The sequence below is a fragment of the Pseudomonas sp. P65(2024) genome, assembly GCF_057480955.1.
Map to the genome: position 1 here is coordinate 13,256 of NZ_JBLIYX010000016.1, position 23,272 is coordinate 36,527.

The window sequence follows — 23,272 nt, forward strand, 5'->3', positions numbered from 1 at the left end:
CACATCACCTGAAAGGGTCCGCCTGTCGGCCCCCGCCAACCGCTCTGGAACCTCTATTCCCCACAGATGTTGCGTGGTTAAGCGCCCGGGCCGGTGCTATGATCCTGCCCTCGCGTCGCAAAGAGTACAAACTCGCCGACGCTCATCAGGCCACCCGTGAGGCCTGGCGCAAACCGCAAACAGACCTGAATCAGGAGATCCACCATGGCTTTTGAATTGCCGCCGCTGCCGTACGCCCACGATGCCCTGCAGCCGCACATCTCCAAGGAAACCCTGGAGTTTCACCACGACAAGCACCACAACACCTATGTCGTGAACCTGAACAACCTGGTCCCAGGCACCGAATTCGAAGGCAAGACCCTGGAAGAGATCGTCAAGAGCTCTTCGGGCGGCATCTTCAACAACGCAGCCCAGGTCTGGAACCACACCTTCTACTGGAACTGCCTGTCGCCAAACGGCGGCGGCCAGCCAACCGGCGCCCTGGCTGACGCCATCACCGCCGCGTTCGGTTCGTTCGACAAGTTCAAGGAAGAGTTCACCAAGACTTCGGTCGGCACCTTCGGCTCCGGCTGGGGCTGGCTGGTGAAGAAGGCCGACGGTTCCCTGGCCCTGGCCAGCACCATCGGCGCCGGCTGCCCGCTGACCAGCGGCGACACCCCGCTGCTGACCTGCGACGTCTGGGAACACGCCTACTACATCGACTACCGCAACCTGCGTCCGAAGTACGTCGAGGCCTTCTGGAATCTGGTCAACTGGGCCTTCGTTGCCGAGCAGTTCGAAGGCAAGACCTTCAAGGCCTGATTGTTCGCCTTGAATGCAAAAGACCCGGCCTGAGTGCCGGGTTTTTTGTTGCCCGGCAGGATGCCGTCGCATTCGGCAACGACATACCTGACAGAAATATTTGCAACCGATCCGCGCGCTCTTGCTCAGACCGCATAGCGCGCTAACATCAACCATCTGGAAAGTTGACGCAGCGCACTCAAGTCGCATGACCGCTCGACCGATACAGAGCCAAGGGCATTTCCATCAACGGACGGGTTGCCTGACGGGGTCACGGGCCGATAGTCTCTCGCCATGGTTGATGGCAAAATAATGGCATGCGCATGGATTAAGGAAACCCCATTGAAGCTGGAATTTCGAAACAGCTTATCGGTCAAGCTGCTGAGGGTGGTACTGCTCTCGGCGCTGGCTGTCGGCGTCGTACTCAGCTGTGCGCAAATCGTCTATGACGCCTACAAGACCCGCCAGGCGGTGAACAACGATGCCCAGCGCATCCTCGACATGTTCCGCGACCCATCGACCCAGGCGGTGTACAGCCTCGACCGGGAAATGGGCATGCAGGTGATGGAAGGCCTGTTCCAGGACGAGTCGGTGCGCATGGCCTCCATCGGCCACCCCAACGAAACCATGCTGGCGGAAAAGTCACGGCCGCTGCAGGACATGTCCATGCGCTGGCTGACCGACCTGATCCTCGGCCAGGAGCGCACCTACACCACGCAACTGGTCGGCCGTGGCCCTTACAGCGAGTATTATGGCGACCTGAGCATCACCCTCGACACCTCCTCCTACGGCGAGGACTTCCTGATCAATGCCGTGATCATCTTCATCTCCGGCGTGCTGCGCGCCCTGGCCATGGGCCTGGTGTTGTACCTGGTGTACCACTGGCTGCTGACCAAGCCGCTGTCGAAGATCATCGACCACCTGACCCAGATAAACCCCGACCGCCCCAGCCAGCACCAGATTCCGCAACTCAAGGGCCACGAGCGCAATGAGCTGGGCCTATGGGTCAACACCGCCAACCAACTGCTGGCCTCCATCGAGCGCAACACCCACCTGCGCCACGAGGCCGAGAACAGCCTGCAGCGCATGGCCCAATACGACTTCCTCACCGGCCTGCCCAACCGCCAGCAGTTACAGCAGCAGCTGGACAAGATCCTGGTGGACGGCGGCCGCCTGCAGCGCCGTGTCGCCGTGCTGTGCGTGGGCCTGGACGACTTCAAGGGCATCAACGAGCAGTTCAGCTACCAGGTCGGCGACCAGTTGCTGCTGGCCCTGGCCGACCGCCTGCGCGCCCACAGCGGGCGGCTCGGCGCCCTGGCTCGCCTGGGCGGCGACCAGTTCGCCCTGGTCCAGGCCAACATCGAGCAACCCTATGAAGCCGCCGAGCTGGCCCAAAGCATCCTCGACGACCTAGAAACGCCCTTCGACCTCGACCAACAGCAGATCCGCCTGCGCGCCACCATCGGTATCACCCTGTTCCCCGAGGACGGCGACAGCACCGAGAAGCTCCTGCAGAAGGCCGAGCAGACCATGACCCTGGCCAAGGCCCGCTCGCGCAACCGCTATCAGTTCTACATTGCCAGCGTCGACAGCGAGATGCGCCGCCGTCGCGAATTGGAAAAAGACCTGCGCGAGGCCCTGTCACGCAACCAGCTGTACCTGGTGTACCAGCCGCAGATCAGCTACCGAGACCACCGTGTGGTCGGCGTAGAAGCGCTGCTACGCTGGCAGCATCCGGAGCTGGGCATGGTCCCGCCCGACCAGTTCATCCCGCTGGCCGAGCAGAACGGCAGCATCATCGGCATCGGTGAATGGGTGCTCGACCAGGCCTGCCGGCAGCTGCGCGAATGGCACGACCAGGGCTTCAGCGAGCTGCGCATGGCGGTCAACCTGTCCACGGTGCAACTGCACCACAACGAACTGCCGCGGGTGGTCAACAACCTGCTGCAGGCCTACCGTCTGCCACCGCGCAGCCTGGAGCTGGAAGTCACCGAGACCGGCCTGATGGAAGACATCAGCACCGCCGCCCAGCACCTGCTGAGCCTGCGCCGTTCGGGCGCCTTGATCGCCATTGACGACTTCGGCACCGGCTATTCCTCGCTCAGCTACCTGAAGTCGCTGCCGCTGGACAAGATCAAGATCGACAAGAGCTTCGTTCAGGACCTGCTTGACGATGACGACGACGCCACCATCGTTCGCGCCATCATCCAACTGGGCAAGAGCCTGGGCATGCAGGTGATCGCCGAAGGCGTGGAAACCGTCGAACAGGAGAGCTACATCATCGCCCAGGGCTGCCACGAGGGTCAGGGCTACCATTACAGCAAGCCGTTGTCGGCACGCGAACTGACCAGCTTCCTCAAACAGGCACAACGCAACCAGGTTTCCGCCCTGTAAGCCCTGCCAGCCTTGGCGGTGCACCTTGAACGGGCGTTTGCATGAAATGCACGCCCGCCCCTTTACAGCAAATGCAAATCTTTCGCATGATGTATTGGTTTCGCGTGCCACGGCGCACGGTCCAACCACACCACGCAGGAAACCAACAATGATTCGAATGCCTCTGGCCTCCGCCAGTCTGCTGGCCATCGCCATCGCTCTCGCCGGTTGCGGCGAAGGCAAGGACGACAAGGCCGCCGCACCGCAAGCCCAGGCACCTGCCGCCGCCAGCACCACCGCCGCGGCGCCGGGGGCTGTCGATGAGGCGGCCGCCAAGGCTGTGGTCAAGCACTACGCCGAAATGGTCCATGCCGTGTACAGCGACTCGCTGAGCACCGCCAAACAACTGCAGACCGCCGTCGACGCGTTCCTGGCCAAGCCCGACGAGCAGACCCTGAAAGCCGCCCGTGATGCCTGGGTCGCCTCGCGCGTGCCGTACCTGCAGAGCGAAGTGTTTCGCTTCGGCAACACCATCATCGACGACTGGGAAGGCCAGGTGAACGCCTGGCCCCTGGACGAAGGCCTGATCGACTACGTCGACAAGAGCTACGAGCACGCCCTGGGCAACCCGGCGGCCAACGCCAACATCATCGCCAACACCGAGATCCAGGTCGGCGAAGACAAGATCGATGTCAAGGACATCACCCCCGAGAAACTCGCCACCCTCAACGAACTGGGCGGCTCCGAAGCCAACGTCGCCACCGGCTACCACGCCATCGAGTTCCTGCTCTGGGGCCAGGACCTCAATGGCACCGGCCCTGGCGCGGGCAACCGTCCGGCATCCGACTACCTGGAAGGCAAGGGCGCCACGGGCGGCCACAACGACCGTCGCCGCGCCTACCTGAAAGCGGTCACCGACCTGCTGGTCAAGGACCTCGAAGAGATGGTCGGCAACTGGGCGCCGAACGTCGCCGACAATTACCGCGCCACCCTCGAAGGCGAGCCGGCCAACGACGGCCTGCGCAAGATGCTGTTCGGCATGGGCAGCCTGTCGCTGGGCGAACTGGCCGGCGAGCGCATGAAGGTCTCGCTGGAAGCCAACTCGCCGGAAGACGAGCACGATTGCTTCAGCGACAACACCCACTACTCGCACTTCTACGACGCCAAGGGCATCCGCAACGTCTACCTGGGCGAGTACACCCGTGTCGACGGCACCAAGCTGAGCGGCCCGAGTCTGTCGTCACTGGTGGCCAAGGCCGACCCGGCCACCGACGCCACCCTCAAGGCCGACTTGGAAGCCACCGAGGCCAAGATCCAGGTGATCGTCGACCACGCCCTCAAGGGCGAGCACTACGACCAGCTGATCGCCGCCGACAACGCCGCCGGCAACCAGATTGTGCGTGATGCCATCGCCTCGCTGGTCAAACAGACCGGCGCGATCGAACAGGCCGCTGGCAAGCTGGGCATCGACAACCTGAACCCGGATACCGCCGATCACGAGTTCTGATCAGCGTCGCGGTTCAGCAGAGGCGGCCCTTGGGCCGCCTTTTTGTTTTCCAGCAGCACCACTGCTCCTACAGGTACGGAACTCGCCGATAACGGCCAACTGACAGTGATTTCATCCAGCAATTGCAAATTGCTCTTATTCAAACACCCCCAGCCTGATAAGCTTGCACGCCGGTTTTTCGCCCATGCCCAGGATCCTCGATGTCCTTGCTCCGCCTAAGCCCCCTGCTCTTGGCCTTCGCCCTCGCCGCCTGTGACGACGCCCCGCGCTTCACCCAGGCCGAGCCCGGCGAAGCCCTCTCCGGCGGCAAGGCCACGGTGCAACGCAGCGACCGCAACGCCTATTCGCTGCCCTCGGCCAACCTGACGCCCGAGCGGCGCCTGGATTTCGCCGTGGGCAACAGCTTTTTCCGCAATCCCTGGGTAATCGCCCCCTCCACCACCACCGCCCGCGATGGCCTCGGCCCATTGTTCAACACCAACGCCTGCCAGAACTGCCACGTGCGCGACGGTCGAGGCCATCCGCCGGAGCCGGGCGACAGCAACGCGGTGTCGATGCTGGTGCGCCTGTCGATCCCCGACCAGCCCTACTACGCCCGCGAAATCGAACGCCTGGGTGTGGTTCCCGAGCCGGTCTACGGCACCCAGCTGCAGGACATGGCCATCCCCGGCGTGGCCCCGGAAGGCAAGGTGCGGGTGAGCTACGACAAGCACAGCGTCACCTTCAAGGATGGCCACCAGGTCGAACTGCGCCGCCCGACGCTGCAGATCACCCAGCTCGGCTATGGCCCGCTGCACCCGGACACTCGCTTTTCGGCCCGGGTCGCCCCGCCGATGATCGGCCTGGGGCTGCTCGAGGCCATCCCCGAAGCCGACCTGCTGGCCAACGAAGACCCGGACGACCTCAACCGCGATGGCATCCGCGGCCGCGCCAACCGGGTATGGGACGACGCCCAGGGCAAGACCGTGGTCGGCCGCTTCGGCTGGAAGGCCGGGCAACCCAACGTCAACCAGCAGAACGTGCACGCATTTGCCGGCGACATGGGCCTGACCACCACCCTGATGCCGAAGGACGATTGCACCGCCGCGCAGGTCGATTGCCTGGCCGCGCCGAACGGTGACGGTCAGGACGGCGAGAAGGAAGTCAGCGACAACATCCTGCGCCTGGTCACCTTCTACACCCGCAACCTCGCCGTGCCGGCCCGACGCAAAGTGGATACGCCCGAAGTGCTGGCGGGCAAGAACCTGTTCTACCAGGCCGGCTGCCAGGGCTGCCACACCCCGCAGTTCACCACCGCCGCCGATGCGTCCGAACCGGAACTGGCCGGCCAGGTGATCCGTCCCTACAGCGACCTGCTGCTTCACGACATGGGCCCGGGCCTGAGCGATGAACGCACCGAGTTCGCCGCCAATGGCCAGGACTGGCGCACCCCGCCACTGTGGGGCATCGGCCTGAGCGAGACCGTCAGCGGCCACAGCCAGTTCCTCCACGACGGCCGCGCCCGCAACCTGCTTGAAGCCGTGCTCTGGCACGGTGGCGAGGCCCAGGCGGCGCGCGATCACGTGTTGACCTTCAATGCCGAGCAGCGCGCCGCGCTGCTGGCGTTCCTGAATTCCCTTTAAACCGCACAAGGAGCCGGGCATGTTCCGACCCAAACTGTTGTTCACCAGCCTCGCCGCACTTGCCCTCGGCGCCTGCTCGCCGCAAGATCCGCAGGCGGTGACCTCCGCTGCCATCGCCAAGCAAGTGATCCTGCCGACCTACAGCCGCTGGGTCGAGGCCGACCGGCAGTTGGCCGCCAGCGCCTTGGCCTACTGCGAAGGCAAACAGTCCCTGGAGACCGCCCGCACCGACTTCCTCCACGCCCAGAAGGCCTGGGCCGAACTGCAGCCATTGCTGGTCGGCCCGCTGGCCGAGGGCAACCGCCCGTGGCAGGTGCAGTTCTGGCCGGACAAGAAGAACCTGGTCGGCCGCCAGGTCGAGCAGTTGGTCAACGGCGAACAGGCGGTCACCGCCGAGTCGCTGGGCAAGGCCAGCGTGGTGGTGCGTGGCCTGTCGGCCTACGAATACATCTTGTTCGACAGCAAGCCGGACATCGCCAGCGCCGAGCAGAAAGCCCGCTACTGCCCGCTGCTGGTGGCCATCGGCGAACACCAGAAGGCCCTGGCCGAGGAAATCCTCAAGGGCTGGAACAGCACCGACGGCATGCTGTCGCAGATGACCAAGTTCCCCAACCAGCGCTACGCCGACTCCCACGAGGCGATCGCCGACCTGCTGCGGGCCCAGGTCACCGCCCTGGACACCCTGAAGAAGAAACTCGGCGCGCCGATGGGCCGCCAGAGCAAGGGGATCGCGCAGCCGCTGCAGGCCGAGGCCTGGCGCAGCCACTCGTCGATCAAGAGCCTGGAAGCCTCGCTCAAGGCCGCCCAGACGGTCTGGGTCGGGGTCGACAACCAGGGCCTGCGCGGCCTGCTGGGCAAGGATCAGGCGGCACTGGCGCAAAAGATCGACGACGCCTACGCTGCGGCGATCAAGCTGCTGGCCGACAACCAGAAGACCTTGGGCGAACTGCTGGCCGACGACGCCGGCAAGCAGACCCTCAACCAGATCTACGACGCACTCAACGTCGTCCACCGCCTGCACGAAGGCGAGCTGGCCAAGGCGTTGAACATCCAGCTGGGCTTCAATGCCAACGACGGTGACTGATCATGCTGCGACGCCAGGCCCTGAAACTCGGTAGCGTGTTGCTCAGCGCCCTGACCCTGGGCGGCTGGAGCCTGTTCCGCGGCAAAGGCAGCGAACCGTTGCTGCTGTCGGCGCGCGACGACGGCGACGGCAAGCACTACGCCGTGGGCTTTCGCCTGGACGGCACCCAGGTGTTCAGCACCCAGGTGGCCCAGCGTTGCCATGCGATCATCAACCACCCGACGCTGCCGATCGCCTTGTTCGTCGCGCGCCGCCCCGGTACCGAGAGCTACCTGGTCGACCTGCGCGACGGCCGGCTGCTGCAGACCCTCGCCTCGCAACCGCAGCGGCACTTCTACGGCCATGCGGTGATCCACAAGGACGGCGAGTGGCTGTACACCACCGAGAACGACACCACCGACCCCGGTCGCGGCGTGCTGGGCGTCTATCGGTTCGAAGGCGAACGTCTGGTGCACAGCGGCGAGCTTTCCACCCACGGCATCGGCCCCCATGAGGTGGCCTGGCTGCCCGATGGCGAAACCCTGGTGGTGGCCAACGGCGGTATCCGCACCGAGGCCGAAAGCCGGGTGGAGATGAACCTCGACGCCATGGAGCCGAGCCTGGTGCTGATGCAGCGCGACGGCACCCTGTTGAGCAAGGAGACCCTGGCCCAGCAGATGAACAGCGTGCGCCACCTGGCGGTGGGCGACGATGGCACCATCGCCGCCTGCCAGCAGTTCATGGGCGGCTCCGAGGAGACCGCCGAGCTACTGGCGATCAAGCGTCCGGGCGAGCCGTTCAAGGCCTTCCCGGTGCCGGAGCGCCAGCTGCAGTCGATGGCCCAGTACACCGCCAGCGTCGCCATCCACAGCGACCTGCGCCTGGTGGCCTTGACCGCGCCACGGGCCAATCGCCTGTTCATCTGGGATCTGGACAGCGGCGCGGTGAAGCTCGATGCACCGATGCCCGATTGCGCCGGGGTCGGGGCGGTGAAGGATGGCTTCGTCGTTACCTCCGGGCAGGGGCGTTGCCGGTTCTACGATTGCCGCAAGGCAGAGCTGATCGGCCAGCCGATGAACCTGCCTTCAGGCTTCTGGGATAACCACCTGCATCTGGTCTGATTTGTCGTAAAAGCTATCGCGGTACAAGTCGCACCGCCGCTCCCACGTCCTGACGCGTGAGCGGCGGTGCGCCGATGCGACTTGCACCGCGATTTGGCCGGCACACGTTTGTCCCTCCTCTTTTCCAGAAAACCGACAATACTTTCCCTCACCGCACGTGGGCCGGATCGCCCGAGGTCGTGCCCGATAAATAACAAACCCACCTCCAGGGAACCGGACCATGTTGCGCCGCCGCATGCTGATCATGTTGGCCGTCGTCCTGCTGATCGTATTGATCCTGGGGGGCATCAAGGCCTTTTCCATCTACAAGCAGGTGCAGATGTTCTCGCAGCCCCGGCCGCCGGTCAGCGTGGCCGCGGCCCAAGCCGAGCGGCGCCAATGGCAGGAGCGCCTGCCAGCGGTTGGCAGCCTCAAGGCCTATCAGGGCGTGGAACTGAGTCTGGAAGTTGCCGGTACCGTGAAGTCGCTGCACTTCGAATCCGGGCAACAAGTGAAAGCCGGCCAGTTGCTGCTGCAACTGGACAGCGACCAGGAAATCGCCCTGCTCGGCACTGCGCAGGCCGACCTGGGGCTGGCCAAGGTCGACTTCGGCCGGGGTAGCCAACTGGTCGGCGATTCGGCCATCTCCCGCGGCGAGTTCGACCGCCTGACCGCCCAGTACCGGCGTAACCAGGCAGTGGTCGAACAGCTCAAGGCCTCGCTGGCGAAAAAGAGCATCAGCGCCCCGTTCAGCGGCACCATCGGCATTCGTCAGGTGGACGTCGGCGCCTACCTGGCCAGCGGTACGGTGATCGCCACCCTGCAGGACCTGTCCAGCCTCTATGTCGACTTCAATGTGCCCGAGCAGGCGCTGCCGCACCTGAGCCTGGGCCAGCGAGTACTGGCACAAGTGGCCGCCTACCCCGACCAGACCTTCTCCGCCAGCCTCAGTGCGATCAACCCCAAGGTCGAGGAAAGCACCCGCAACCTGCTGGTCCGCGCCACCCTGGCCAACCCCGAAGGCAAGCTCCTGCCGGGCATGTTCGCGAGCCTTCAAGTGCTGTTGCCCGACCCGCAGCCGCTGGTGGTGGTGCCGGAGAACGCCATCACCTATACCCTCTACGGTAATTCGGTGTACCGGGTCAGCGAGAAAAAGGGCGAGGACGGCCAGCCCCAGCGTGACGCCAACGGCCAGCCAAAGCTGATTGCCGAACAGCTCACCGTGCAGACGGGCGAGCGCCGTGAAGGCTGGGTCGTGGTGCTCAAGGGGCTGCAGGCCGGCGATCAGGTGGTCACTGCCGGCCAGCTCAAACTGAGCCCCGGCGCGGCGATCCGCATCAGCGCCGACAACGCCCTCAAGCCCGCCGCGCCCGGCGCGAAGTGAACGGGAGGCGGCCATGGCGTTCACCGACCCGTTCATCCGCCGCCCGGTGCTGGCCTGCGTGGTCAGCCTGCTGATCCTGCTGCTCGGCCTGCAGGCTTGGAACAAGCTGCAGATCCGCCAGTACCCGCAGATGGAAAACGCACTGATTACCGTCACCACCGCCTACCCCGGGGCCAATGCCGAAACCATCCAGGGCTATATCACCCAACCCTTGCAGCAGAGCCTGGCCAGCGCCGACGGCATCGACTACATGACCTCGGTGAGCCGGCAGAACTTTTCGGTGATCTCGGTCTATGCGCGAATCGGCGCCGACACCGACCGTCTGTTCACCCAGTTGCTGGCCAAGGCCAACGAGGTGCGCAACAAGCTGCCCCAGGACTCCGAGGACCCGGTGCTGAGCAAGGAGGCCGCCGATGCCTCAGCGCTGATGTACATCAGCTTCTACAGCGACGAAATGAGCAACCCGCAGATCACCGACTACCTGTCCCGGGTCATCCAGCCCAAGCTGGCCACGCTGCCCGGCATGGCCGAGGCCGAGATCCTTGGCAACCAGGTGTTCGCCATGCGCATCTGGATCGACCCGGTGAAGCTGGCCGGCTTCGGCCTGTCGGCGGTGGACGTGACCAACGCCGTGCGCCGCTACAACTTCCTCTCCGCCGCCGGTGAGGTGAAGGGCCAGTACGTGGCCACCAGCATCAACGCCACCACCGAGCTGAAATCCGCCGAGGCCTTTGCCGCCCTGCCGGTCAAGACCAGTGGCGACAGCCGGGTGTTGCTGGGCGATGTGGCGCGGGTGGAAATGGGCGCGGAAAACTACGACACGGTCAGTTCGTTCGACGGCACGCCGTCGGTGTACATCGGCATCAAGGCCACGCCGGCAGCCAACCCGCTGGAGGTGATCAAGGAGGTGCGGCGGATCATGCCGCAGCTCGAAGAGGCGCTGCCCGCCAGCCTCAAGGTGTCCATCGCCTACGACGCCACCCTGTTCATCCAGGCGTCCATCGACGAAGTGATCAAGACCCTCGGCGAAGCGGTGCTGATCGTCATCGTCGTGGTGTTCCTGTTCCTCGGCGCCCTGCGTTCGGTGGTGATCCCGGTGGTGACCATCCCGCTATCGATGATCGGCGTGCTGTTTTTCATGCAGATGATGGGCTACTCGCTGAACCTGCTGACGCTGCTGGCCATGGTGTTGGCCATCGGCCTGGTGGTGGACGACGCGATCGTCGTGGTGGAGAACATCCACCGTCATATCGAGGAGGGCAAGTCGCCCTTCGACGCAGCCCTGGAAGGTGCCCGCGAGATCGCCCTGCCGGTGGTGTCGATGACCATCACCTTGGCCGCGGTGTACGCGCCCATCGGTTTTCTCACCGGGTTGACCGGTGCCCTGTTCAAGGAGTTTGCCCTGACCCTGGCCGGGGCGGTGGTCATTTCCGGCATCGTCGCCCTCACACTGTCACCGATGATGTGCGCCCTGCTGCTGCGCCACGAGCAGAACCCCAGCGGCCTGGCCCATCGCCTGGACCTGATCTTCGACGCGCTCAAGGTGCGCTACCAGCGCCTGCTGCACGGCACCCTGAACAGCCGCCCGGTGGTGCTGGTGTTCGCCGTGCTGATTCTGTGCCTGATCCCGGCCTTGCTGATGTTCACCCGCACCGAACTGGCGCCGGAGGAAGACCAGGGGGTGATCTTCATGATAAGCAGCTCGCCGCAGACCGCCAACCTGGACTACCTCAACGCCTACACCGACCAGTTCACGCCGATCTTCAAGCGCTTCCCCGAGTACTACTCGTCGTTCCAGATCAACGGTTTCAACGGTGTGCAGAGCGGGATCGGTGGCTTCCTGCTCAAGCCCTGGAACGAGCGCGAGCGCACGCAGATGCAGTTGTTGCCGCTGGTGCAGGCCGAGCTTGAGCAGATTGGCGGGCTGCAGATCTTCGGCTTCAACCTGCCGTCGCTGCCCGGCACCGGCGAGGGCCTGCCGTTCCAACTGGTGATCAACACCGCCGGTGACTACCCAGCCCTGCTGGAGGTGGCCCAGCGGGTCAAGGAACGCGCCCAGGCGTCGGGCAAGTTCGCTTTCCTCGACATCGACCTGGCCTTCGATAAACCCGAGGTGGTGATCGACATCGACCGCGCCAAGGCGGCGCAGATGGGGGTGTCGATGGACACCCTGGGCAGCACCCTGGCGACCTTGCTGGGCGAGGCCGAGATCAACCGCTTCACCCTGGAGGGTCGCAGCTACAAGGTAATCGCCCAGGTCGAGCGTCCTTACCGGGCCAATCCTGGCTGGCTGAACAACTACTACGTGAAGAACGAGCAGGGCCAGTTGCTGCCGCTCGCGACCCTGATCACCCTCAACGACCGTGCCCGGCCGCGCCAGCTCAACCAGTTCCAGCAGTTGAACTCGGCGATCATCCAGGGGGTGCCGCTGGTGAGCATGGGCGAGGCCCTGGAAACCGTGCGCGCCATCGCTCGCGAGGAGGCGCCCGAGGGGTTCTCGCTGGACTATGCCGGGACGGCGCGGCAGTTCGTCCAGGAGGGCAGTGCGTTGTGGGTGACCTTCGGCCTGGCGCTCGCAATCATCTTCCTGGTGCTGGCGGCGCAGTTCGAGAGTTTCCGGGATCCGCTGGTGATTCTGGTAACGGTGCCGTTGTCGATCTGCGGGGCGTTGTTGCCGTTGTTCCTGGGGGTTTCGAGCATGAACATCTATACCCAGGTGGGGTTGGTGACCCTGATCGGGCTGATCACCAAGCACGGGATTCTTATTGTCGAGTTTGCCAATCAGCTACGGGACGAGCGAGGGCTTGGGGTGCGGGAGGCGATCGAGGAGGCCGCCGCGATTCGCCTGCGGCCTGTGCTGATGACCACGGCGGCCATGGTGTTTGGCATGGTGCCCCTGATTTTGGCCTCCGGGGCCGGGGCGGTCAGCCGGTTTGATATCGGGATGGTGATTGCGACCGGGATGTCGGTTGGGACGCTGTTTACGTTGTTTGTTTTGCCTTGCATTTATAGTGTTTTGGCGCATAAGGGGGGGCACGGTATTGTTGATGTTCGCGGGTGATTTGTTTTGGTTTTTTATGCGCATTCGTAGAATATACCGACATTTAGTCACCTTTTCGCCTTTACGGCGACCTACTTTTCTCTAGGGAAAAGTAGGCAAAACCGTTCCGCTCCGTTCATCCGGCCCTGCGCTTCGCTCCGGGGCTCCCTCGCTCCTGAAGTCGCAATTGGCGGTGCCTGAACTGTCGCGCGCTTAGAAGCAAGAGCAAGAACAGGAAAATGCGAAGTTTACTGTTTGAAAATTAGTTATATATTGGCTGTTCCGGCCTATCGCGGGCTTGCCCCGCGAAACAATCGAGAGATTAATTCCGCTTCAACTAGCGACAGCTGCGCCAGTCCAGTCGCCGCCCGTAACTTCGCGACTTCAGGAGGCCGAACGCAGGTCTTGCGAAGGGAGGTGACGGGCATGGATGCCCGTCAAGCGCTGCGCCCCAGGATGGGGCGTTCAGCGCGGTCCTCCCGGGAGCAAGGCCGGAGTGAGGGAACCCGGAGCGAAGCGCAGGGCCGGATGAATGGAGCGAGGATTTTTTGGTTCCTTTTTGATCCTTCAAAAAGGGACCCGCCGTAAGGGCGGAAAGGTGAATAAGCGTCGACATCAAAAATGAATGCGCATACAACTTCCAAAACCACCAAACAACAATAACAACAAGGGGCGAATCAGAAGTCAAAATAACCAACCCCAATCCGCCCCCAGTCAAACCCCTGAAATCAATTCAAAGCATCAAGCAAAGCCTGGTTCATCTCCGGCGTCCCAACGGTAATCCGCAGGAACTGCGCAATCCGCTCCTGTTTGAAGTGCCGAACAATCACCCCCTGCTCACGAAGGCGCGCCGCGATCCCGGCAGCATCCTGCCCGGGATGGCGGGCAAAGATGAAGTTCGCCGCCGAAGGCAACACCTCGAACCCACGCGCCACCAACTCGGCAACCAGCACGTCCCGGCTTTCGATAACCTTGCGGCAGGTCTCATCGAAATACTCACGGTCGTCGAACGCAGCCGCCGCCCCGACAATCGCCATGCGATCCAACGGATAGGAGTTGAAGCTGTTCTTGATCCGCTCCAACGCCTCGATCAGGTCAGGATGTCCCACCGCCAGGCCAACCCTGAGCCCCGCCAGCGACCGTGACTTGGACAAGGTCTGGGTCACCAGCAGGTTGTCGTAGCGATCGACCAGGCTGATAGCCGTCTCGCCACCGAAATCGATATAGGCCTCATCGACCACCACCACCGAATCCCGGTTGGCCTGCAGCAGTTGCTCGACCGCCTCAAGCGGCAACAGGCAACCGGTCGGCGCATTGGGGTTGGGGAAGATGACCCCGGCATTGGGCTTGCTGTAATCAGAAACCCGAATCTGGAACTGCTCATCCAGCGCCACCTGCTCGAACGCGATACCGTACAGGCCGCAATACACCGGGTAGAAGCTGTAGCTCACGTCCGGGAACAGCAGCGGCCCACGGTCATGCTGGAACAGGCCGTGGAAGATGTGCGCCAGCACCTCGTCCGAGCCATTGCCAACGAACACCTGCGCCGGCGTCACGCCGTAATACTCGGCCACCGCCTGCTTGAGGCGGTCACCGTTCGGGTCCGGATACAGCCGCAGGTTGTCGTTAAGCTCGCCGCGCATGGCCTCCAGCGCCTTGGGCGACGGTCCATAAGGGTTCTCGTTGGTGTTCAGCTTGACCAGCCGCGCAAGCTTGGGCTGCTCGCCCGGCACGTAAGGCACCAAGTCCTTGACGAAGGGACTCCAGAAACGACTCATGCTCAGTTCCCCTTCTCGTTGAGGATGCGGTATTCGGCGCTGCGCGCATGAGCGGTCAGCGATTCGCCCCGGGCCAGCACCGAAGCGGTGTGACCCAGCTCGGACGCGCCCTGCTCGGAGCAGAAGATGATCGACGAACGCTTCTGGAAGTCATACACGCCCAGTGGCGAAGAGAAGCGCGCAGTGCCGGAAGTCGGCAGCACGTGGTTGGGGCCGGCGCAGTAGTCGCCTAGCGCCTCGCTGGTGTGGCGGCCCATGAAGATCGCGCCGGCGTGGCGGATCTGCGGCAACCAGGCCTGTGGATCAGCCACCGACAGCTCCAGGTGCTCGGGGGCGATGCGGTTTGCCACCTCGATGGCCTGCTGCATGTCACGCACCTGGATCAGCGCGCCTCGGCCGTTGATCGACTTCTCGATGATCTCGGCGCGCTCCATGGTCGGCAGCAGCTTGTCGATGCTGGCGGCCACCCGATCGAGGAACTCGGCATCCGGGCTAACCAGGATGGCCTGGGCGTCCTCGTCGTGCTCGGCCTGGGAGAACAGGTCCATGGCGATCCAGTCCGGATCGGTCTGGCCGTCGCACACCACCAGGATCTCCGAAGGGCCGGCGATCATGTCGATGCCGACCTGGCCGAACACATGGCGCTTGGCGGTGGCCACGTAGATATTGCCCGGACCGACGATCTTGTCGACTTGCGGCACGCTTTCGGTGCCGTAGGCCAAGGCCGCGACCGCCTGGGCGCCACCGAGGGTGAACACCCGGTCGACCCCGGCGATGCAGGCCGCGGCCAGCACCAGCTCGTTGACCTCGCCACGCGGGGTCGGCACGACCATCACCACCTCGGCCACACCGGCGACCTTGGCCGGAATCGCGTTCATCAGCACCGACGACGGGTACGATGCTTTTCCGCCCGGCACGTACAGGCCGGCGCGGTCAAGCGGGGTAACTTTCTGGCCGAGCACAGTGCCGTCGGCCTCGGTGTACTGCCAGGAATCCTGCTTTTGCCGTTCGTGGTAGATACGCACACGGTTGGCGGCTTTTTCCAGGGCTTCGCGCTGCACCGGGGTAATGCGGGTCAGGGCCAGCTCCAGGCGTGCGCGGTCCAGGATCAGATCATTGATCGATGTGGCATCGACACCGTCGAAACGCTGGGTGAACTCCACCAACGCCGCGTCGCCGCGCTCGCGCACGGCCTTGATGATGTCGAGCACGCGCTGGTTGACCGCGTCATCGGACACGCTTTCCCAGCTCAGCAGATGATCCAGATGTCGGGCGAAATCCTGGTCAGCGGCGTTGAGACGGGCAATTGCAGTGGACACGGTCATGGCGAGGGCCTCGTTATTAGCGGATGTTCAGGCGCCCTAAAGCTACCACTCCATCCGCGCGGGCACCTGAGAAAATTGGCTATGACGCGGATAGACGGGCGCGACAGCGGAGGTCGCGCGCAGAGGTCAGCCGCGGTGTCGCGATTCGACGGCGTTGCGCAGGGTGTCGATCAGGCTCTGGATACGGGCGTGCTGCATTTTCATGGAAGCCTTGTTGACCACCAGGCGCGAGCTGATCGTGGCGATCAGTTCCTGGGGCTCGAGGCCGTTGGCGCGCAGGGTGTTGCCGGTGTCGACCACGTCGATGATCTTATCGGCGAGGTTGATCAGCGGGGCCAGCTCCATGGAGCCGTACAGCTTGATGATGTCGACCTGGCGGCCCTGCTCGGCGTAGTAGCGCTTGGCTACGTTGACGAACTTGGTGGCCACGCGCAGGCGGCCCTTGGGCTCGGGCGCGCCGGTCACGCCGGCGGTCATCAGCTTGCACTGGGCGATCTGCAGGTCCAGGGGCTCGTACAGGCCCTGGCCGCCGTATTCCATCAGCACATCCTTGCCGGCCACACCGAGGTCGGCGGCGCCATGCTCGACATAGGTCGGCACGTCGGTGGCACGCACGATGAGCAGGCGGACATCATCCTGGGTGGTCGGGATGATCAGCTTGCGGCTCTTGTCCGGATTCTCGGTCGGCACAATACCGGCTTCGGCCAGCAGTGGCAGGGTATCGTCGAGAATCCGGCCTTTGGATAGCGCGATGGTCAACATTGGAACGTCGGTCCTTAAGCAGCTATAGCCAGCCGGGCACTGCCCGGCCGCATAAAATTCGGGGCGCGTCCCTGCGCCATGCAGACTAGCCCGGTACGCGACGGATCTTCGCGCCCAGCATCTGCAGTTTTTCCTCGATGCACTCGTAGCCACGGTCAATGTGGTAGATGCGGTCGATCAGGGTGTCGCCTTCAGCGACCAGCGCCGACAGTACCAGGCTGGCGGAAGCGCGCAAGTCGGTGGCCATCACCGGAGCACCTTTGAGCGCCTTGACGCCAGTGACGATGGCGGTGTTGCCCTCGACCTGGATCTGCGCGCCCATGCGGTGCATCTCGTAGACGTGCATGAAGCGGTTTTCGAAGATGGTCTCGATCACCGCGCCGGTGCCTTCGGCGATGGCATTGAGCGAGATGAACTGCGCCTGCATGTCGGTCGGGAACGCTGGGTACGGGGCGGTACGCAGGTTCACGGCCTTCGGACGCTTGCCGTGCATGTCCAGCTCGATCCAATCTTCACCGGTGGTGATATCGGCGCCGGCTTCCTTGAGTTTCTCGAGGACGGCTTCGAGGATGGTCGGATCGGTGTCCTTGACCTTGACGCGGCCGCCGGTCACGGCAGCGGCGACCAGGTAGGTGCCGGTTTCGATACGGTCAGGCATGACCCGGTAGTTGGCCGAGTGCAGGCGCTCGACGCCATCGATGGTGATGGTGTCGGTGCCAGCGCCCTGAATCTTCGCACCCATGGCGATCAGGAAGTTGGCCAGGTCGACCACCTCCGGCTCGCGGGCGGCGTTCTGCAGCACGCTGCGGCCCTTGGCCAGGGCGGCGGCCATCATGATGTTCTCGGTACCGGTGACGCTGACGGTGTCGAAGAAGAAGTGTGCGCCGCGCAGGCCGCCCTCGGGTGCCTTGGCTTTGATGTAGCCGCCTTCAACGTCGATTTTCGCACCCATAGCCTCCAGGCCACGGATGTGCAGGTCCACCGGACGCGAACCGATGGCGCAACCGCCCGGCAGCGCCACTTCGGCCTCACCGAAGCGGGCGACCATCGGACCGAGCACCAGGATCGAGGCGCGCATGGTCTTGACCAGCTCATAGGGCGCGACGAGGGTCTTGATGGTGCGCGGATCGATTTCCACCGAGAGCTTCTCGTCGATCACAGGCTCGATGCCCATGCGACCGAACAGCTCGATCATGGTGGTGATGTCGTGCAGGTGCGGCAGGTTGCCGACCGTAACCGGACCATCGGCCAGCAGGGTGGCCGAGAGAATCGGCAGGGCAGCGTTCTTCGCGCCGGAAATGCGGATCTCGCCGTCGAGGCGCGGGCCGCCAGTGATAATCAGTTTGTCCATACGTATCTCGCCGCCAAGTTGGCTCAGGTGCGCTCAGCCCAGGCTGCGCTGCTGAAGAATTTCATGGTTACCGCGTGAATGCTGCCGTTGGCGATCCACGGATTGAGGTGAGCATAGATCGCCTGCTGGCGCTTGACCGGGCTCTGGCCGGCCAGCTCATCGCTGATCACGTTCAACTGGAAGTTGCAGCCTTCGCCTTCAACTTCGACCCGGGTTCCCGGCAATTTCTCTTCCAGAAAGCTTTTGACTTCTACGGCCTGCATGCTCAACCTCGATCGGCGCCCAACGCGCGCGGGTCGGCCATCATACAAAAAAGCCCCTCGCCTGCGAAGCCCATGAGTGGGCGCGCTGACCGAGGGGCCTTTCGCGAACGGCAGGGCATCAGCCTGCCAGCACTTCATCAAGGTCATAGACCCCGGCGATTTCCCGCATATCCTCGGGGATACCGCGCAGTTCCCAGGTCTTGCCGGCCGCCTGCGCATCGCGCATGAAGCCCAGCAGCAACGACAGGCCGACGCTGCTGGACTTCTCCACCGCGGAGCAGTCGAGCACCAGGCGTGGTTCGCGGCACGCCGTGACCAGCGCCTTGCCCTGCTTGCGCAGGGCCGGACCGCTGCGATAGTCCAGCACGCCTGCCAGGGCGAGGACGCCCGGCTCGGCCATGCTCACGGCGGCGTCACTCATTTGACTTCCTTATCCGGCGAGCTGTCCGCCGCTTCCTTGGCCTTGGCCACTTCGCCGGCCCAGCCGTCGATGGTCTTGTCCAGGTTGTTGCCGTTGCGCTGCATGGCGTCCTGGAACTGGTCGCGGAACAGCTTGCCGATGTTGATGCCGTTGACGATGACGTTACGCACCTTCCACTCGCCGTCCAGCTTGACCATGGTGTATTGCACCGGATAGACCGCGCCGTTGGTGCCGGTGATCTTCATGCCGACGCTGGTGCGATCATCACCCTCGGCCTTGGCCGGATCGACGGTGATGCCCTGGTTGTTGTACTCCAGCAAGGCGTTGCCGTAGAACTGCATCAGGCTGCGCTTGAAGTTCTCCTGGAAGCGCTGCATCTGCGCAGGGGTCGCCTTGCGCGAGTACTTGACGGTCATGATGCTCTTGGAAATACCGTCGGCATCGACCACCGGGCCAAGGTTGCTGTTAAGCGCGCTGTAAAAGGCCTCGGGGTTGGCCTTGTACTGCTCCTTGTTGGCCTTCAGGTCGCTGAGCAACTGCGTGGTGGTGCCCTGGATCACATCACGGGCGGATTGCCCCGGCGCCGCCAGGGCCAGCAGGGGGAAGGCCGCCAGCAGAACCAGCAAGCCACGTCGCAGGATCGAAATCATGGAAACTCCTTAATTAGCCGGTTGCGCTTCTTTCGGTTCCTTGCCCACCGAGTTGAGCAGGAACTTGCCGATCAGGTCTTCCAGCACCAGTGCCGACTGGGTGTCGTGGATGGTGCTGCCATCCTTGAGTACCGCGTCCTCGCCGCCCACGCTGATACCGATGTACTTCTCGCCCAGCAGGCCTGCGGTCAGGATCGAGGCAGTGGAGTCGGTCGGCAGGTTGTCGACATGCTTGTCCAGCTGCAGCGTAACCCGGCCAGTGTAGGAATCGCGGTCCAGATCGATGGCCGTGACCTTGCCGATGGTCACACCGGCCATGGTCACCTTAGCTCTGACCGTCAAACCGGCGATATTGTCAAAATAAGCATAAACTTTATACGTGTCGCTGCTCGGGCTGGCCGACAGCCCGCTGACACGCAGGGCCAGCAGCAGCAGCGCCAGGATCCCGGCCAGGAGGAACAGGCCGACACCGATTTCCAGGGTGCGGTTTTGCATCAGAAATCTCCAAACATCAAGGCGGTCAGAATAAAGTCCAGACCCAGGACTGCCAGCGAGGCATAGACCACGGTCTTGGTGGTGGCACGGCTGATCCCTTCTGAGGTGGGCTCACAGTCGTACCCCTGGAATACGGCGATCCAGGTGACGACGAAAGCGAACACCAGGCTCTTGATCAGCCCGTTGATCACGTCGTCGCTGAACGAAACGCTGTTCTGCATGTTGGCCCAGAACGAACCTTCATAGACGCCCAGCCAGTCCACGGCGACCCACGAGCCACCCCAGATGCCGACCACGCTGAAGATAAGCGCCAGCAGCGGCAGCGAGATGAAACCGGCCCACAGCCTGGGGGCGACGATGTACTTGAGCGGGTCGACGCCGATCATCTCCAGGCTCGACAGTTGCTCGGTGGACTTCATGTTGCCGATCTCGGCGGTCAGCGCGGAGCCCGCGCGGCCGGCGAACAGCAAGGCGGTGACCACCGGCCCCAGCTCGCGCAGCAGGGTCAGGGCGACCATTTGCCCCACAGCCTGCTCCGAGCCGTACTTGGTGAGGATGCTGTAGCCCTGCAGGGCCAGTACCATGCCGATGAACACGCCGGACACGACGATGATCGCCAGCGACAATACGCCCACCGAGTACAGTTGCTTGACCAGCAGCTGGAAACCGCCGCCGATGCCGCTGCGTCCACCCAGCGAATGGCCGAGGAACAGGCACGAGCGTCCCAGCACGGCCAGTACATCGATGGCCGAACGGCCGAACAGACGGATACGTTCGAGTAAGGATTTTCTGCGCATCAACGCGTCCCCAACAGATCGGCGCGGTAGTCAGGCGCAGGGAAGTGGAAAGGTACCGGGCCATCCGGGTCGCCTTTCATGAACTGGCGGATGCGCGGGTTGTCCGAGCCCATCAGTTCGTCCGGCGTGCCCTGCCCCAGCACCTGGCCGTCGCCAACCACATAGATGTAGTCGGCGATGCTCGCGGTTTCCGCGAGATCGTGGGAAACCACGATACTAGTGATGCCCAGGGCGTCGTTGAGCAGGCGGATAAGGCGCACCAACACGCCCATGGCGATGGGGTCCTGCCCGACGAACGGCTCGTCGTACATGAGGATCTGCGGATCGAGGGCGATCGCCCGTGCCAGCGCCACGCGGCGCTTCATGCCGCCGGACAACTCGTCGGGCATCAGGTCGATGGCGCCGCGCAAGCCCACGGCCTGCAACTTCATCAACACGATGTCACGGATCATCTCGTCCGACAGCTGCGTATGAACCCGCAGCGGGAAGGCCACGTTCTCGAACACATCCAGGTCGGTGAACAGCGCACCACTCTGAAAGAGCACGCCCATCTGCTTACGCGCGTCGAACAGGTCGCTGCGCGACAGCGCGGGAAGGTTCTGCCCGTTGACCCAGACCTCGCCACCGGACGGACGCAACTGCGCGCCCATCAGGCGCAGCAAGGTGGTCTTGCCGCATCCCGAAGGCCCCATGATGCCGGTGACCTTGCCGCGGGGAATGCGTATGTCCACGTTGCTGAAAATGCTGCGCGAACCGCGCTTGAAGGTGACACCCTTCAACTCGACCGCGTAGGCGCTATCCACACTCATCTAGACTCCTTGCTAGTGCAGCCTCGTCATGTGGACGCCTGCCTTCATCTTGAAGGCACACAGGTCCCCTGCGGGCCGAATAGCGGCGAACTATAGCACCGCTGATAGGCCCGCCCCAAGGGCGTCCCCCCACTCGTTCAGGCCGCAGACAGGCTGGTGTGGCATCCATATGACATTCGAAGGATGAGCCTTTCACACATTACGGCTATAATCGCCGCCTTTTCATCAGGCATTGCGTTTCAACATGACCCAATCCAGCGAGCTGATCCAATCCGCCCAGCGCACCCTGCGCCTCGAACTCGAGGCCGTGGAGGCCCTGCTGGCCCGCATCGACGGTGACTTCGTCAAGGCCTGCGAGCTGATCCTGGCCAGCAAGGGACGGGTCGTGGTGGTGGGCATGGGCAAGTCGGGGCATATCGGCAACAAGATCGCCGCCACCCTGGCCAGCACGGGCACCCCGGCGTTCTTCGTGCACCCGGCCGAGGCCAGCCACGGCGACATGGGCATGATCACCCGGGACGATGTCATTCTTGCCCTGTCCAACTCCGGCAGCACCGCCGAGATCGTCACCCTGCTGCCGCTGATCAAGCGCCTGGGCATCCAGATGATCAGCCTGACCGGCAACCCGGGCTCGCCCCTGGCCCAGGCCGCCGAGGTCAATCTCGACGCCAGCGTCGCCCAGGAGGCCTGCCCGCTCAACCTGGCGCCGACCTCCTCCACCACCGCCGCGCTGGCGCTGGGCGACGCCCTGGCCATCGCCCTGCTCGAGGCCCGCGGCTTCACCGCCGAGGATTTCGCCTTCTCCCACCCCGGGGGCGCGTTGGGTCGTCGCCTGCTGCTGAAGGTCGAGAACGTCATGCATGCCGGCGAGGAGCTGCCCCTGGTGAAGCGCGGCACCCTGCTCAAGGACGCGCTGCTTGAAATGTCTCGTAAGGGTCTGGGCATGACCGTGGTCCTGGGTGACGACGGCAAGCTCGCCGGCGTGTTCACCGACGGTGACCTGCGCCGCAGCCTGGACCGCAACATCGACGTGCACAAGACCCTCATCGACGAGGTCATGACCGTGCACGGCAAGACCGCCCGCGCCGAGATGCTCGCCGCCGAGGCGCTGAAGATCATGGAAGACCACAAGATCAGCGCGCTGGTGGTCGTCGATCAGGAAGACCGCCCGACCGGCGCCCTGAACATGCACGACCTGCTGCGCGCCGGAGTGATGTAAATGAACCAGGACCTGATGCAACGCGCCAAGGCCATCAAGCTGGCGGTGTTCGACGTCGACGGCGTGCTCACCGACGGCCGCCTGTACTTCCTCGAGGACGGCAGCGAGTTCAAGACCTTCAACACCCTCGACGGCCACGGCATCAAGATGCTCATGGCCGCGGGCGTGACCACCGCGATCATCAGCGGGCGCAAGACCCCGGTGGTCGAGCGCCGGGCGAAGAACCTCGGCATCCCGCACCTGTTCCAGGGCCGCGAGGACAAACTGGTGGTGCTCGACGGCCTGCTCGCCGAACTCAATCTAAGCTATGAACAGGTCGCCTACCTCGGCGACGACCTGCCCGACCTGCCGGTTATCCGCCGCGTCGGCCTGGGCATGGCGGTGCACAACGCCGCGGCATTCGTTCGCCAGCACGCCCATGGCGTTACCCAGGCTCGCGGCGGCGAAGGCGCCGCCCGCGAGTTCTGCGAACTGATCATGCAGGCCCAGGGCACCCTGGACGCTGCCAACGCCCATTACCTGTAAGGCTGCCC

At 63.9% G+C, this 23,272-nt stretch carries 20 protein-coding genes; 10 read left to right on the forward strand and 10 right to left on the reverse strand.

The annotated features are described in order from the left end of the window. Window positions 1–204: 204 nt before the first annotated feature. The 8 genes from AC25MA_RS19740 (at window position 205) to AC25MA_RS19775 (ending at window position 12,890) form a co-directional block, all read left to right on the forward strand. Window positions 205–801, forward strand: coding sequence for a superoxide dismutase (locus AC25MA_RS19740; protein WP_028689685.1), 597 nt, complete (start codon window positions 205–207; stop codon window positions 799–801). A gap of 321 nt (window positions 802–1,122) precedes the next feature. Next, a complete protein-coding gene (locus AC25MA_RS19745; RefSeq protein WP_486972326.1) occupies window positions 1,123–3,174 on the forward strand; it encodes a putative bifunctional diguanylate cyclase/phosphodiesterase in 2,052 nt (683 codons plus the stop codon). Window positions 3,175–3,322: 148 nt separating this feature from the next. Continuing rightward, the gene (locus AC25MA_RS19750; RefSeq protein ID WP_028689675.1) at window positions 3,323–4,660 is read left to right on the forward strand and encodes an imelysin family protein; all 1,338 of its coding nucleotides are present in this window, start codon (window positions 3,323–3,325) and stop codon (window positions 4,658–4,660) included. A 200-nt stretch (window positions 4,661–4,860) separates the two neighbouring features. Continuing rightward, window positions 4,861–6,282: a di-heme oxidoreductase family protein gene (locus AC25MA_RS19755; RefSeq protein ID WP_028689674.1), complete on the forward strand. Its 1,422-nt coding sequence runs from the start codon at window positions 4,861–4,863 to the stop codon at window positions 6,280–6,282. A 19-nt stretch (window positions 6,283–6,301) separates the two neighbouring features. Further along, on the forward strand, window positions 6,302–7,366 hold the full coding sequence (locus AC25MA_RS19760) for an imelysin family protein (RefSeq protein ID WP_028689673.1): 1,065 nt from the start codon (window positions 6,302–6,304) through the stop codon (window positions 7,364–7,366). A gap of 2 nt (window positions 7,367–7,368) precedes the next feature. Next, window positions 7,369–8,466: a DUF1513 domain-containing protein gene (locus tag AC25MA_RS19765; protein WP_084941930.1), complete on the forward strand. Its 1,098-nt coding sequence runs from the start codon at window positions 7,369–7,371 to the stop codon at window positions 8,464–8,466. A gap of 220 nt (window positions 8,467–8,686) precedes the next feature. Next, window positions 8,687–9,829 carry an efflux RND transporter periplasmic adaptor subunit gene (locus tag AC25MA_RS19770; RefSeq protein ID WP_088852372.1) on the forward strand — a complete coding sequence of 381 codons (1,143 nt, stop codon included), beginning with the start codon at window positions 8,687–8,689 and terminating at the stop codon, window positions 9,827–9,829. 13 nt (window positions 9,830–9,842) lie between these two features. After that, window positions 9,843–12,890, forward strand: a complete 3,048-nt coding sequence (locus AC25MA_RS19775; RefSeq protein WP_207853185.1) for a multidrug efflux RND transporter permease subunit — start codon at window positions 9,843–9,845, stop codon at window positions 12,888–12,890. 707 nt (window positions 12,891–13,597) lie between these two features. Here the strand turns inward: AC25MA_RS19775 and hisC are convergent. From hisC to AC25MA_RS19825, 10 genes are all read right to left on the reverse strand, one after another. After that, complete coding sequence (gene hisC / locus AC25MA_RS19780; RefSeq protein WP_182322518.1) at window positions 13,598–14,647, reverse strand: histidinol-phosphate transaminase; 1,050 nt, start codon at window positions 14,645–14,647, stop codon at window positions 13,598–13,600. Between the two features lie 2 nt (window positions 14,648–14,649). Continuing rightward, window positions 14,650–15,972 (reverse strand): histidinol dehydrogenase, encoded by a 1,323-nt coding sequence (hisD, locus tag AC25MA_RS19785; RefSeq protein ID WP_028689668.1) that lies wholly within the window; start codon window positions 15,970–15,972, stop codon window positions 14,650–14,652. Between the two features lie 126 nt (window positions 15,973–16,098). Then, the gene (hisG, locus tag AC25MA_RS19790; RefSeq protein ID WP_011532429.1) at window positions 16,099–16,734 is read right to left on the reverse strand and encodes an ATP phosphoribosyltransferase; all 636 of its coding nucleotides are present in this window, start codon (window positions 16,732–16,734) and stop codon (window positions 16,099–16,101) included. Between the two features lie 85 nt (window positions 16,735–16,819). Then, window positions 16,820–18,085: a UDP-N-acetylglucosamine 1-carboxyvinyltransferase gene (murA, locus tag AC25MA_RS19795; RefSeq protein ID WP_028689667.1), complete on the reverse strand. Its 1,266-nt coding sequence runs from the start codon at window positions 18,083–18,085 to the stop codon at window positions 16,820–16,822. Window positions 18,086–18,108: 23 nt separating this feature from the next. Beyond that, on the reverse strand, window positions 18,109–18,348 hold the full coding sequence (locus AC25MA_RS19800) for a BolA family protein (protein WP_028689666.1): 240 nt from the start codon (window positions 18,346–18,348) through the stop codon (window positions 18,109–18,111). 118 nt (window positions 18,349–18,466) lie between these two features. After that, window positions 18,467–18,769 carry an STAS domain-containing protein gene (locus AC25MA_RS19805; protein WP_213883497.1) on the reverse strand — a complete coding sequence of 101 codons (303 nt, stop codon included), beginning with the start codon at window positions 18,767–18,769 and terminating at the stop codon, window positions 18,467–18,469. After that, window positions 18,766–19,419, reverse strand: a complete 654-nt coding sequence (locus AC25MA_RS19810; RefSeq protein ID WP_028689664.1) for an MlaC/ttg2D family ABC transporter substrate-binding protein — start codon at window positions 19,417–19,419, stop codon at window positions 18,766–18,768. Before AC25MA_RS19810 ends, AC25MA_RS19805 begins: the two co-directional genes overlap by 4 nt. Window positions 19,420–19,428: 9 nt before the next feature. Continuing rightward, window positions 19,429–19,914: an outer membrane lipid asymmetry maintenance protein MlaD gene (gene mlaD / locus AC25MA_RS19815; protein WP_028689663.1), complete on the reverse strand. Its 486-nt coding sequence runs from the start codon at window positions 19,912–19,914 to the stop codon at window positions 19,429–19,431. Then, a complete protein-coding gene (mlaE, locus tag AC25MA_RS19820) occupies window positions 19,914–20,711 on the reverse strand; it encodes a lipid asymmetry maintenance ABC transporter permease subunit MlaE (protein WP_028689662.1) in 798 nt (265 codons plus the stop codon). The genes mlaD and mlaE overlap by 1 nt, the downstream gene beginning before the upstream one ends. After that, on the reverse strand, window positions 20,711–21,520 hold the full coding sequence (locus AC25MA_RS19825) for an ATP-binding cassette domain-containing protein (protein ID WP_028689661.1): 810 nt from the start codon (window positions 21,518–21,520) through the stop codon (window positions 20,711–20,713). The genes mlaE and AC25MA_RS19825 overlap by 1 nt, the downstream gene beginning before the upstream one ends. Before the next feature lie 244 nt (window positions 21,521–21,764). Between AC25MA_RS19825 and AC25MA_RS19830 the strand changes: the two genes are divergently transcribed. After that, a complete protein-coding gene (locus tag AC25MA_RS19830; RefSeq protein ID WP_028689660.1) occupies window positions 21,765–22,739 on the forward strand; it encodes a KpsF/GutQ family sugar-phosphate isomerase in 975 nt (324 codons plus the stop codon). After that, window positions 22,740–23,264 carry a KdsC family phosphatase gene (locus tag AC25MA_RS19835; RefSeq protein WP_028689659.1) on the forward strand — a complete coding sequence of 175 codons (525 nt, stop codon included), beginning with the start codon at window positions 22,740–22,742 and terminating at the stop codon, window positions 23,262–23,264. It abuts the gene before it with no gap. Window positions 23,265–23,272: the final 8 nt, after the last annotated feature.